Here is a 12,683-nt window from a genome sequence, read left to right as displayed (position 1 = left end):
AATCTCTGCCAGAAAAACAACGCATTTTGTAAGAGATTAGGGCAGTGACTTTAGATAAAAATCACCGTTGAGATGAAGCGAGCGTGCCGTTAATAACAACGGGTCAAACAGAAATGAAGCATAAGTACCTAAAGGAAAATAATCTGGCATATCAACATTTCTACCGCCCCCCTGCCCCCTCCTGCTAGGCAAAGGTATCTACACAAGTCTATTCAGGTACTAATTTAGCGAATGCGGAGGAGATTTTTCGGAGTAGGTTGCGGAATTGATGCAACTCGTCAACGCTGTAATTTTCAATGACTTCCAACATGGAGAGCAAGCTCCAAAAACCTGCCAGCAACGCAGACCAGGTGACAGGCTTGCTCCGTTTCATCTGTCGCCCACTGAGCTTGATTAAAAAGGTCTGAATCTCTTTGGCAGCGGGCAATTCCGAGTGTGCCACTTGCCAAACAACAACACAGGCCATACTCGCAATTAACAGACGTTTGGTTAAGGCCAGACCACTTTCTTGTTGCCAACTCTCTAGTTGATGCCCTGCTTGCTTGAGCAACTTGAAAAACGATTCAATACGCCAACGCCAGTAATACCATAACGCCGTCGTTTTCGCGTCAACATCCCAAACATTACTCAACAATACCCATTCTGTCAGTACATGACCTTCATTATCGAGAATTCGACTGACTACCAGGCGTACTCTGAGCGGCTTCCCTTTTATCGGTTTGACCCGCTTACCGTCGGCATCACATCGCTTTGGCTTGGCTGGACGAGTCATCGTAACCTCAGCCTCGCCAACATATTGCATCACTTTTTTGCCTTTAATTTCAACTTCGTGGGTTATTTGAAAAGTCAGACTGTCCGCAACCTCCCCCAGCTTAACTTCTCGACCGTTAAACTCCACTTTAGAACCCACTTTATCACGCAGCACAAAACACCCGCATCCGTCACCACATTCTGCACAATCGGCGCAAACGGCTCCCCGTTACGGTCATTCAGCAACAAGGCCGTTTGCAATTCGTAACCGATGTCGTTTTTATGCGTGCGCTGCTTACGGTCGAGCTTACTTTGGTGCTTGCCAAAATTCACCATCGACCAATCATGCACACATAATGCGTACTTGTCGCAACGTTCTGCTACCCCTTTATGCGCCTCCATCAATAAGGGTTGCGCTAGGGTCGCCACACAGGTTCGCTCGTTTCGGTAAAATCTCCACGCCGCCTGGGTACTGGCAAAACTGCTCTTGGCATCAGGAAGAGAACGTAAACCCGCAGCCAGTTTCTCGCTCACGTGAAGATGCTCCATCACCAAACGCCAATAGCGTCCCTGAAGCCGACTTTCAAGATTAGGTAAGTTAAATTCATACCGATGATTTATACTCTATTTTCACTTGTGTAGATACCTTTGCAGGAGGGGCAGGGGGCGGTAGAAATATTGATATGCCAGATTATTTTCCGTTAGGTACTTATGTGGGAGCGAGATAAAATTCTGATTCTGACAGATTAATCCGCTTTTTGTTTTTCGAGTTTCTTACGAATCCGCTGCCGCTTTAACGGTGACAAATAATCCACAAATAACTTTCCCTTTAAATGATCCATCTCATGTTGCAGGCACACCGCCAATAGTCCATCCGCTTTGATTCTAAACACATCACCGTTCTGATTCAGGGCTTCTACTTCCACCCATTCTGCCCGCTCCACTTCGCCATAAATGCTTGGCACGGATAAACATCCCTCTTCCATCGTCTCCACCCCCCCTTGTGCAACAAGGCGCGGATTAATAAAGACCTGCGGCTCATCTCGATCTTCCGAGACATCGATCACCACCACCTGCTGCGGCACATTCACTTGCGTGGCCGCCAATCCAATCCCCCGTGCCGCGTACATCGTTTCCAACATATCCGTCACCAAGTCTCGAATCGCCCCGTCCACCTTCACCACAGGACGCGCCTCCACGCGCAAACGCGCATCAGGGTAATGCAATATGGTTAATAACGCCATTTCTGACCCACCTTTTATTTTTACCTTACGATGTAAACCCTTTCCAATTTAACAAAGAACGCCACCATCCTGTCATGGTTTCTTCTTCTCTTTTCTCTGCGCCGTTCTCACCCTCACCCTCACCCATCGGGCGCGCCAATAACACCGAAATATTATCACGGCCGCCTTTTTCATTCGCGGCCGCCACCAAGCGTCTTGCCATTTCGGTCAAGGCCACATCACCGTTTTCAGTCAAAATGCCACCAATTTCTGTTTCTCGCAACATATCGGTTAAGCCATCCGAACATAATAAGTACAAATCCCCTTCTTTCCACCCCGCCTCTCCAATCGACACCTTTAACTCGCCATCTACGCCTAAGGCACGGGTGAGCAAATTTTTTTGCCTAAATTCTTCAATTTCCTTATCGGTCAATAATCCCTTATCAATCAAATCTTGCAACACGGTATCATCTCGGGTCATTCGTTCCAATGTCGCGTGGCGAAAACGATATAACCGCGAATCCCCCACATTCGCAATGTACATCACACGGGGAAAAAACCAAGCCGCCACCAGCGTTGTTCCCATGCCTTGACAGGCTTGATCTCGATGGGATTGCTTAAAAATGGCTTCATTCGCCTGCAAAATGGCTTCTTGCAACAACTCTGGAATAGAAAAATGAATGGCTTGGGTGGAAAAATAAAGCACATATTTTCTTAAATAAGCCATCACCGTTTCCACCGCCAAATGACTGGCCACCTCACCTGCTTTGTGTCCGCCCATGCCGTCTGCTAACACCACCACGCCCAATGCCTCGTCAAAACACAAGGCATCTTCATTTTGTTCCCGAACTCGTCCCACATCCGTGAGCGCAGCACATTCTAATGACATCACGATTTCTATTGACATGGCCACTCCTTTTGTAAGCAAATACGCAGAGCTTGCGCCAATGCCTCACCGTTGGACAAGCGATCTTCAGGACGTTTTGCCAATAACCGATCCACCAATTCCAACCACTCATCCGATAAATCCGTACGATAACGAGACAATGGCACGGGCGGCTCATGAATAATACTGTACATCAAGGTGGTCATGTTATCGGCGCGAAACGGTAGATGACCACTCAACAGTTGATACCACATCACGCCACACGAAAATAAATCGCTGCGTCCATCCAATGATGCGCCACTCAACTGTTCGGGTGACATATAAGCAGGCGTGCCTAATATCAGACCTGTGCGGGTGCGTTGCATATCGGTGATGCGTGCAATACCAAAATCTGTGATTTTTATTTGTCCATGAGCGGGATTGTACATAATATTACTGGGTTTTATATCGCGGTGAATGATGCCTTGTTGATGCGCATAATCTAGGGCTTGTGCTATCCTGATCATCAATTCTAACAAGGTCTTTTTGGGTAAGAGATTATCGGCATGGGTGTAAGGCACTAGGGTGCTGCCCTTAAAAAATTCCATACTCAAATAAGCTAAATCTTCCTCTTCCCCCGCATCATATGTCTGAATAATGTGAGGATGGCGCAAACGCCCCACCGCGGCCGCTTCTCGAAAAAAACGAATCAAGGCTTCTTGCCATTGTGGGGTGGAAAATTCGCGGGCTAAGGCCAAGGTTTTAATAGCGACTAAGCGGTCAAATTTGGGATCGCGGGCGACATAAACCGTCCCCATTGCGCCCTGACCTAAACAGCGTTCCAATTGATAACGTCCTAAACGGGGCTTATCGTCGGGAGTCGCTTGGGGGTGTAATAAACGCGCTAACTGACGCTCTACGTCTCGATAATGCGGGTCATGTTGTATCAAATGGCGATAGACTTCAATGGCGCGTTCTTGTTGCCGTTGCTGTTCATAATCCAAAGCCAGATTATACAATTCTCCTTTGACGGTTTCTCCCCACGGACAGCGACGAAAAGCACGCCATGCCAAATCCAATTGTCCTTGTCCCTGAAATGCCAAACCCAATAAGCGATGACTGGTAAACGCATCGGGTAAAGTTTGCATGGCCGCCCGATAAGCCGTCAATGCCCGCTGTAGCATCAGGAGTAAGTGAGAAAAAACCAATATCCCACATAAACCCAGTAAAGACACCAGCATGTTTTGTTTTAATAATAACGCATTTAAGACAATCCCTGCACTGCATAATAATCCCGTTGCGCTTAACGCTCCCCACCACGGCAAACGCGGCAAGAGAAACACCAAGTAACCCCCCAATAAACCCGCCACCATATAATAAACGAGTACAGCCCACGGTGGAGCATAAAAAAAATCATTTTCCAGCACACTCGACACGCCAGAGGCAATCCAATGCAAACTGGATTGTTCTCCGAATGGTGTATTTTGCCAGATAGAATAAGGCAAAGCCGTGATGCCAATCAACACGATTTTATTTTGAAATGCTTCTGCTGCCACCGTGCCATTTAATACATCAATAAATGACACCGTATTAAAAGCCGATTCAGGATAAAAACGGCTGTATAATTGCGCTTGCGAATCGGTGGGAATGATCCAATCAGCCACTTGAATAAAGGGCGGCTGATTTTTGATAGGAATATTGGAATGGGCTTTAATGCGTTGCAATAACACCAACGGTAATGTCGGCAATTCCCGTTGTTGATCATTGACCAATAAGGGAATGCGGTCGGGTGCAACCGCATTAAGCGGCATTACCGCTAATGGCGCACTGTCCGCTAAACGCGGAAAAGGTAAAAAAAGATAACGAATGGCAGGAGATAATGCAGTCACTTTGTTATGTTTCGTTTCAACGGCCATTTGGGTTAAAAGCGGGGTCAATAACTCTTTATCTAAATTAGACTGTGCAACAGGATGAGGCGATAAATAAGCAGGAATAGCCAGCGTTATTTTTGGTGAATAGTGTGTTATCACTTGTAATAAATGATCATCGCCGTCTAATTGATGCCGCAAATCTAATAGTAAATCATGTAACGTTAATAAATTCTGATCTAAATCCGTTTGGGGTTTTAATGCGTCATTGTGTTGATAAAATGTCAGCAAGGCGTGGGCTTCGGCGCGGCCGGGCAATAACTGCGTTTGCGTCAAGGGGGGCAACAGGGCGATATGCTGGGCGTGGGGTGCAAGTTGTTGAATCAGTTCAGCATAATGGTGTCGAGACCACGGTAAATCACCCAATTGTTGCAAACTGGCATCATCAATGGTGACAAGCACCAGTGACTCATGGGGCAAGCGCGGATCAGCGCGCATGACAGCGTGGTACAATGCCTGTTGGGCGGCACGTGACCAATCCAAAGACAGTGTCAATAAACCCACAGTAAATACGATGGCTAAAAACGCACTTTCATAAGCCCGCAAAGGCAATAATAATCGTAACCCATTCATTATTTTTACAATTCAGATCATCAAAAAATAACACACCCGTACGCAGGACGCGATAGACTTTAACGTAAGCATAAATCATGCGTTATGGCATTGATGGGCTGAACATAGATGTTTTACAAATCTTTTGCCTGTTCCAATAAAAAGGTCAACCACTGATCGCTGATGACTTCTTGTAAGCGGTTTTGTTGTAAGCGTTGGGTTAAGTTATCGACATCGACGTGATCCATCGCCTGCATTTGCCAAGAGCAGGCAAAAACGGCTTTGGTGCGTTCTCCCGTATTCGGATCGCGTTGCCACTGTAAGCATTGGGCGCAAATTCCTTTGAGCATACATTGCATGGGGCTGTAAACTGAACCGAAAAACGGCGGTTGTCGCGTCAACAAGTGGCTTAAACGTTCGCGTCTGACTTTTTCCACCTGCGCCAACCATACGCCCGCCCCCAAAACCCATACGCGATCAATCTCTGACAAAGGGACAGGAATTTGTCCTAATTCGCCTGCGTTGTATTTTTCCAAAGCCGTATCCCATTGTCCTTGAAGACTGAAATCTGTTTCACGTTGTGGTGGAATTGTAGGGGATTGCGTGGTCACCCAGAGAATACTATTTGCAGCCGCTTCCAATTCTTCACGGCGAAATAACTCGTCGGCGCGGTCAAATTGTGCGACATAGAGAATGCGATGCCCTGCTTTTCGTAACTCTTTTCCAATGACACGCATTTGTGCCGCGGCCAAGCGGCCGCCGATCACTAAAATCGTTTCTGGCGTATCGGGTAACGGAATTCGTGCGCCCGTCGGCCCCATGAGAGACAATGGCATTCCCACGGGCAATTGCGCCAATAGGCGAGAACTCGCGCCTTTTTCGATAGCAATTAGCGATAATTCACCTTTTTCTGGTTGAATCGCGGCGGGAATCATGGCGATGGCTTCGGTGTGTAAACGATGATGATTCACCATCGGAGCGAATTGTTCAAAATTCTGCACGCGAAAAAACTGCCCTGTGCGAAACGGCCGCACCGCCGCAGGCGCACGCACCGTTAATTCAACCACGTTTGGCGTTTGGCGTTCGACTTTGATAATGCGGGCGGTGAACTCATTTTGTAATTTTTCTCGAAAACTTTGGTATTCTTTTTTATCGCCTTGCTGTTGCACGCGGTCGGCAAATAATCGGGTAATTTGTGGTGCGGTACGTAATCCAGAAGCAATGGCTTTCACCACACTGCCATGAAACACAGGGTGAGTATCTCCTAAGAAAGACACACGCCGATCTTGATGTTGATACGAGGTAAACGCACCAAAATCAGGCGATTTACAATGATCCGCAATAGGCACGGGACGCAATTCACCCTGTTGGTTCGCGTAAGTTTGGTATTGAAAAGTATCGCAACGCTGTAATTGATCGCGGTGTTCAAAAGCATAAGCCACATTCATTTTCGCGCCTGTTGCCACTAAAATGGCACGCGCAGGATATTTAAATGTTTTGGGTAATTGAGAGTCTATTGTGCTTTTAAAAATAACGCCATTAACATGTTTAAATTCGTCTAATAAAACAGATTCAATGTCCACTTGTTCTAAATAAAAAATACCTTCTTCTAAGGCTTTGGCGACTTCTTCATGATTGCGTGCATAAGCGGGCGATTCTTCTAAACGACGACGATAAGCGACAGTGACTCCGCCCCAAGCGTGTAACAATTTTTGGACATTGACAGGACGTTGTTGTAATTTTGCTTGGGTTTGTTCGGTACGGTATTCGTGGGCGTGGTGCAATTGTTCTTGTAAAATAGCGAGACTGGCGGGGTCTAATTCGGATTCGACTTTATCTTTTCCATATCTTGCAACTAATTGTTCATAGCGGGTTAATAACTTTTCAATTTGCACTAAATAATAGGCTTGCACTTCGGTGGCCGTATCAATCGCGGTCAATCCGCCGCCGATAACCATCGCAGGCAGGCGCACTTGTAAATTGGCTAAACTGTCCATTTTTGCCGCACCTGTCAGTTGTAAAGCCATCAGAAAATCATTGGCTTGGCGCATTCCAATGGCCATACTGTTAGGAACAGGAAGCACTTGCGGCAAGCCCGCACCCACCGCAATCGCCACATGATCAAACCCCAATGCCCACGCGCTCTCAAGAGTCACTGTTCCCCCAAAACGCACGCTACCAAAAACTTGATAATAAGGACGACGACTCAAGGCTAAATAAATCAGTCGTAAAAAATTTTTATCCCAACGCACCGTAATGCCATATTCAGCCACGCCACCAAATCCTGCCATCAAGCGTTGATCCAATGGCTCGACCAGCGTTTGATAATCACGGATCGGTTGTTGTAAATAGTGCGACGGCAACGGTTCTATTTTCAAACCATCCACACCGACCACCGCAAAGCCTTCCATCAGTAAACTATGCGCTAAGGTAAAGCCTGCGGGGCCTTGGCCTGCAATTAATACTTTAATGCCGTGATAAGGTTTTGGGTAAGGTTGTGCGCTGCGCAATGGATTCCAACGCATTAATAAATCGTAAATCTCAACACCAAATGGTAAGGCTAATACATCGGTTAAAACACGGGTTTCTATTTGTGGAATATTCACAGGGTCTTGTTTTTGATAAATGCAGGCTTTCATGCAATCGTTACAAATTCGATGTCCCGTAGCCGCACACATCGGATTGTCGATCATCACCACCGCTAACGCCGCAATCGGATAGCCATCGCGCTTTAAACAGTGCATTTCGGAAATTTTTTCTTCTAATGGGCAGCCTGTGAGCAGATTTCCTGACACATCTCGTTTAAAATCAGCGGTATCGTTTTGTTCTTTTTGTTCTTTGGTGGCGGGAAAACCTTTGGCACAATAGTCGCCGTCGTGGCTGTGGCAATACACGCAATAGTGAATTTGTTCCAACACTTGGCGTAAACTGGCACGCGGATCGGTCAGGGCAAAACCTTGACGTTGGCGAATGTGCGACGCAGGCGTGATTCGACAAGGAACTTGATGATGTATAACCGTATCCGTGGCGATGCGGGCGTGCGGATCAACCGCTTGTGGCAGGTGAAAACTCGCCCAATCTTGTACTTGTTGTTGGGCTTCGGGCGTTTTTAAGCCGTGAATACACCATTGGGTCAATTGTTCAATGGAATGCGCGTGAGTTTCGGCCTGCGTCAAATAATGTTGCGATAAACAGGCAACTGCCAGTTCTCGATCATTGACGGCTAATTCTGCCCATGCACTTTGCGCTAATTCTTGATTAAGCCATTGATTTAACGTGTTAAAATCGATTAATTCATTTTTTTGATGTAAGCGACGACGCGCCCGACGTAAAACAAAAGTTTTTTTAAACGCGGCTATCGGTTGTTGTTCGGTAATATGATGTTGTTGTTTTTGTAATTCCGATGCAATCCCAAAAAATTGCGCAATAAACTGTTCTAAATACGGCGCGCAATCCAGCAGCCATTGACTAATTTCTATGGCAGAAAAAGCAGCAGACGATTGGCGCATACAATGCGTTTGTTCAGCCAAATCAGGGCGTTGCTGCGCCAGTTGTTGTAAAAAATCCTGATCAAGCTGGGCTAAAACATCCGCTTGATACCAGTGGGATAGGGGATGGCGTTGGAATACTGGTATTGAGGTGGGATCGGACATGGGGTGTTCTCTGTATTATTTATAACGGTGGAATTTTTAATGATGCAAACAATGAATGATCGCTCGCCTGTCGTCATCGGCGGAATGGGCGGCAGTGGAACGCGGGTGGTTGCTGATATTGTCAGACAGGCAGGTTTTTATATCGGCAATTTTCTTAATCACGCCAATGATAATTTGTGGTTTACTTTTTTATTTAAACGCCCTTTATGGTATTCATTTGCACATGAAAATCGTCAGACTTTACAAGAAACAATGGCCTTATTTGAACAGATCATGACCGGGCAGTTTAAAGAATCGCCACAGGTTTTATTCACGTTGTCAAAAGCTGCTAAAGATTATCTACAATGGCAAAAAAATTATCATGCGGAATTTAATATCACCGTTCCCTTAGATAAACCAGAAATGTTTGTGCAAAGTGTGGTAAAACATTATGCGGTGGATTTAACTCAGCAATTCGGTTGGGGGTGGAAAGAACCGAATAGTCATTTATATGTGCAAGCATTAAGTGATTATTTTCCCCATATTCGTTATGTGCATTTAATTCGACATGGATTAGATATGGCATACAGTAATAATCAACAACAATATTTCAATTGGGGCGCGTCATTATTCGGGGTGGAATGGATTAAAAACCCTGAACAACGCCCTTATGGCGCATTAGAATATTGGTTAAAAGCCAATCAAGCCGCGATTGAAACAGGGCAACGCCATTTAAAAGATCGGTTTTTGCTGATTTATTTTGAGCAATTGTGTCAACAGCCAAAAGTTGAAATTCAGCGTTTATTAGATTTTATTGGCGCAGATCAAATCACAGAAACACAATTATTACAACTGTGTCAATTGCCCAAAATGCCCAGCAGTTATCAACGTTATCAAGCAGAAAATTTGTCTTTATTCACCGCAGAGCAATTAACAATGGTGCAAGAATTGGGTTATTCTATTTAATCAATTAAGAAACAACCAAACTCTCCCCCATTTTAATTTTCCCGTCAGTTTTAAAGGGTAATTGGCTGTTTTCTTCGGTGAGTAGAATCACGGTTGATCCCATATTAAATCGTCCTAATTCTTGCCCTTGTGATAAAGCAATCGGCGGGTCATAATTCCAAAAATCGCGCTGTTGGCGATAAGGGGGAGTAATTTGTCCTTCCCATACCGTTTCCATACTGCCCACAAAAATCGCACCGACAAGAATAATAATCACCGTTCCTATCGCGGTTTCTAACACGCAAATTAAACGTTCATTACGAGCAAATAAATGTGGCACGGTGCGCGTGGTTCTCTGGTTGACGCTGAACAAACGCCCCGGTACGTACATCATACGCCGCACCTGTCCTGTAATCGGGCTGTGAATACGGTGATAATCCCGTGGTGATAAGTAAATCGTGCAAAAATGACCGTGATGAAATTGCGCCGCTAAAGCCTGATCGCCCCCCAAAAGATGCACCGCATCAAAAGTATGACCTTTGACTTGTAATAATTGTCCCGCGTCAATGCGGCCGCTTTGGCTAATTTCGCCGTCAACAGGCGAAATAAAAACGCTATCGGCTAAAGGTCTGGCTTCCGATTTTAAAGCACGAGTAAAAAACGCATTAAAGCTGGCATAATCGCTGGCATTAGGCAATAAGGCTTCGTTCATATCAACGTTGAATTGTCGAATAAATTGCCGTATTAATCCATGCGTTATTCCGCCCCATTCTCGACGAGTCAACCAGTGCATCATTTGAGATAAACGATGTTGCGGAATAATATATTGCGGAAATGTGGCTAATTTATCTCTTAATGGTGCGTTTTTTATGCTCATGCGAAATGCCTATTTTAAATGAATTTGTAACCAGTTTTCTAACAAGGCCAAGTGCCACAATTTACTGCCTTTTAAGGCCGTCATATAAGCGGTGGGATCGGCTAAAAGTTGATCCACATAAGCGCGTTGATATAAACCGCGTTGCCGACAAGTTGTTGATTCTAAAGTATCTCGCATCCATTCTAAAAAAGTTCCCCGCACATATTTTAATGCAGGCACAGGAAAATAGCCTTTAGGACGATCAATCACACTAGAGGGTAAATACTGTCTGGCAATGGCTTTTAAAGGATATTTACCCTTTTCTTGCAATTTTAATTGCGGTGGCATCATCGCGGCTAATTCGACCAAATGTTGATCTAAAAAAGGCACGCGGGCTTCTAATCCCCAAGCCATCGTCATATTGTCCACCCGCTTTACGGGATCATCGACAATTAACATTGTTACATCCATACGCAATACTTGATCTAAAAAAGTATCGGCATGTTTTTCTTGTAACAGTTTCTCAACGGTTTGTGCGGTGTAATTTTCGCCTTGAAAAGCAGGATCAATAAGGGTTAAATATTCTTCATGCGAACGGTCGAAATAATGGGAACTAAAACGATTTAAATAACTCCCTTGTGCCGCTTGCATCAGCGGATACCAAAAATAACCCGCAAACACTTCATCTGCGCCCTGTCCACTTTGTACCACTTTGACCACTTTTGACACTTGTTCTGACAGCAGATAAAACGCAACCGCATCTTGTCCAAACATCGGTTCGGACATGGCGCGAATGGCTTCAGGTAAACGATCCAATAACTGCGCATTGGGAATGTGGTAGCGGTGGTGGCGCGTGGGATAACGCGCAATCACTTGATCGGAATATTCAAATTCGCTGCCTTTTTCTTCGGGCGCGTCTTCAAAACCAACGGAAAAGGTTAATAATTCTTCGACAGGCTGTTGTTGTGCCAGTAATCCAACCAGTAAGCTGGAATCCAACCCCCCCGATAATAATACGCCAACAGGCACATCCGCAGCGGTACGGTGGCTGCTGACTGCGGCTTTAAGGGCGTTATGCGTTAATTCTAACCATTCTTCTACGCGATAAAATCGCTCTGGGCGTGTGGCGTGTAACTGCCAATAAGTGTATTGCTGATGTGTGCCACGAGGGGTTATTAAATGTAAACTGGCAGGTTCTAGCTTTTTAATTCCCGTAAACAGCGTGTATGGCGCGGGAATCACGGCATGTAATGTAAATTGGTGATGTAAACCGACCGGATCAAAGTCAGTATTAATCTCTTTAGTCGCCAAAAGTGCGGGAAGTGTGGACGCAAAGCGAATAAAACGATCTGTTTTGGCATAATAAAGCGGTTTTATGCCCAATCGATCCCGCGCCAATAACAACTGTTGACGCGATTCATCCCATAATACAAAAGCAAACATCCCTTGTAAATGCGCGACACAATCGAGTCCCCATTGTAAATAGGCTTTTAAAATCACTTCCGTGTCACTTTGACTGCGAAAAGAATGTCCCGATTGAATCAACTCTTGTTGCAATGCACGATAATTATAAATCGTGCCGTTAAAAACAAGGCTAATCCCCTGTTCTTGCATGGGTTGTTGTCCTTGTGGAGACAAATCAATAATCGCCAAACGTCGATGTCCCAATCCCACTGTATTGTTAATCCATTGCGCGCCATGATCGGGGCCGCGGGGCGTTAAAACAGCCATCATGGCTTGTAATGTGTCGGGAGACACCGCTTGTCCATCAAAACGCAATTCACCACAAATACCACACATAATCTCGTCTATTCCTTACAACACTGAGTTATTATGATCTGAAATTTTTAACGTATCGTTCTATTGTTTAAACTAATGGCTGCGTTTTATCTGATAGAAACACAGCGAGAATTTTTTCTTAAAAAAGATAAA

Annotated in this window: 9 protein-coding genes; 1 reads left to right on the top strand and 8 read right to left on the bottom strand. The window is 45.3% G+C overall.

The window, feature by feature from the left end; genetic code table 11:
* Nucleotides 1-208: 208 nt before the first annotated feature.
* From TPSD3_RS15350 to TPSD3_RS15325, 6 genes are all read right to left on the bottom strand, one after another.
* Nucleotides 209-898 carry a flagellar biosynthesis protein FlhF gene (locus TPSD3_RS15350; protein WP_176329896.1) on the bottom strand — a complete coding sequence of 230 codons (690 nt, stop codon included), beginning with the start codon at nt 896-898 and terminating at the stop codon, nt 209-211.
* Nucleotides 847-1,179: a hypothetical protein gene (locus tag TPSD3_RS15345; RefSeq protein ID WP_140048579.1), complete on the bottom strand. Its 333-nt coding sequence runs from the start codon at nt 1,177-1,179 to the stop codon at nt 847-849. The genes TPSD3_RS15350 and TPSD3_RS15345 overlap by 52 nt, the downstream gene beginning before the upstream one ends.
* 317 nt (nt 1,180-1,496) lie before the next feature.
* Nucleotides 1,497-1,994 carry a peptide deformylase gene (gene def, locus TPSD3_RS15340; RefSeq protein ID WP_086489410.1) on the bottom strand — a complete coding sequence of 166 codons (498 nt, stop codon included), beginning with the start codon at nt 1,992-1,994 and terminating at the stop codon, nt 1,497-1,499.
* 25 nt (nt 1,995-2,019) lie between these two features.
* Nucleotides 2,020-2,880 (bottom strand): Stp1/IreP family PP2C-type Ser/Thr phosphatase, encoded by an 861-nt coding sequence (locus tag TPSD3_RS15335; protein ID WP_086489409.1) that lies wholly within the window; start codon nt 2,878-2,880, stop codon nt 2,020-2,022.
* On the bottom strand, nt 2,871-5,339 hold the full coding sequence (locus TPSD3_RS15330) for a serine/threonine-protein kinase (protein ID WP_086489408.1): 2,469 nt from the start codon (nt 5,337-5,339) through the stop codon (nt 2,871-2,873). Before TPSD3_RS15330 ends, TPSD3_RS15335 begins: the two co-directional genes overlap by 10 nt.
* A gap of 113 nt (nt 5,340-5,452) precedes the next feature.
* A complete protein-coding gene (locus TPSD3_RS15325) occupies nt 5,453-8,971 on the bottom strand; it encodes a pyridine nucleotide-disulfide oxidoreductase (RefSeq protein WP_217884475.1) in 3,519 nt (1,172 codons plus the stop codon).
* Nucleotides 8,972-9,010: 39 nt separating this feature from the next.
* On the opposite strand from TPSD3_RS15325, the gene TPSD3_RS15320 reads away from it, so the two are divergent.
* Nucleotides 9,011-9,916: a sulfotransferase family protein gene (locus tag TPSD3_RS15320; RefSeq protein WP_086489407.1), complete on the top strand. Its 906-nt coding sequence runs from the start codon at nt 9,011-9,013 to the stop codon at nt 9,914-9,916.
* A gap of 4 nt (nt 9,917-9,920) precedes the next feature.
* Here the strand turns inward: TPSD3_RS15320 and asd are convergent, their stop codons facing one another.
* Both asd and TPSD3_RS15310 read right to left on the bottom strand, forming a co-directional pair.
* Nucleotides 9,921-10,772: an archaetidylserine decarboxylase gene (asd, locus tag TPSD3_RS15315; protein ID WP_086489406.1), complete on the bottom strand. Its 852-nt coding sequence runs from the start codon at nt 10,770-10,772 to the stop codon at nt 9,921-9,923.
* A gap of 9 nt (nt 10,773-10,781) precedes the next feature.
* Complete coding sequence (locus TPSD3_RS15310) at nt 10,782-12,551, bottom strand: N-acetylglutaminylglutamine amidotransferase (protein WP_086489405.1); 1,770 nt, start codon at nt 12,549-12,551, stop codon at nt 10,782-10,784.
* Nucleotides 12,552-12,683: the final 132 nt, after the last annotated feature.

It is taken from the genome of Thioflexithrix psekupsensis, assembly GCF_002149925.1.
Lineage (GTDB): Bacteria > Pseudomonadota > Gammaproteobacteria > Beggiatoales > Beggiatoaceae > Thioflexithrix > Thioflexithrix psekupsensis.
The sequence above is the reverse complement of the archived record's forward strand: the minus strand, read 5'-3'. Positions and strand labels throughout refer to the sequence as shown.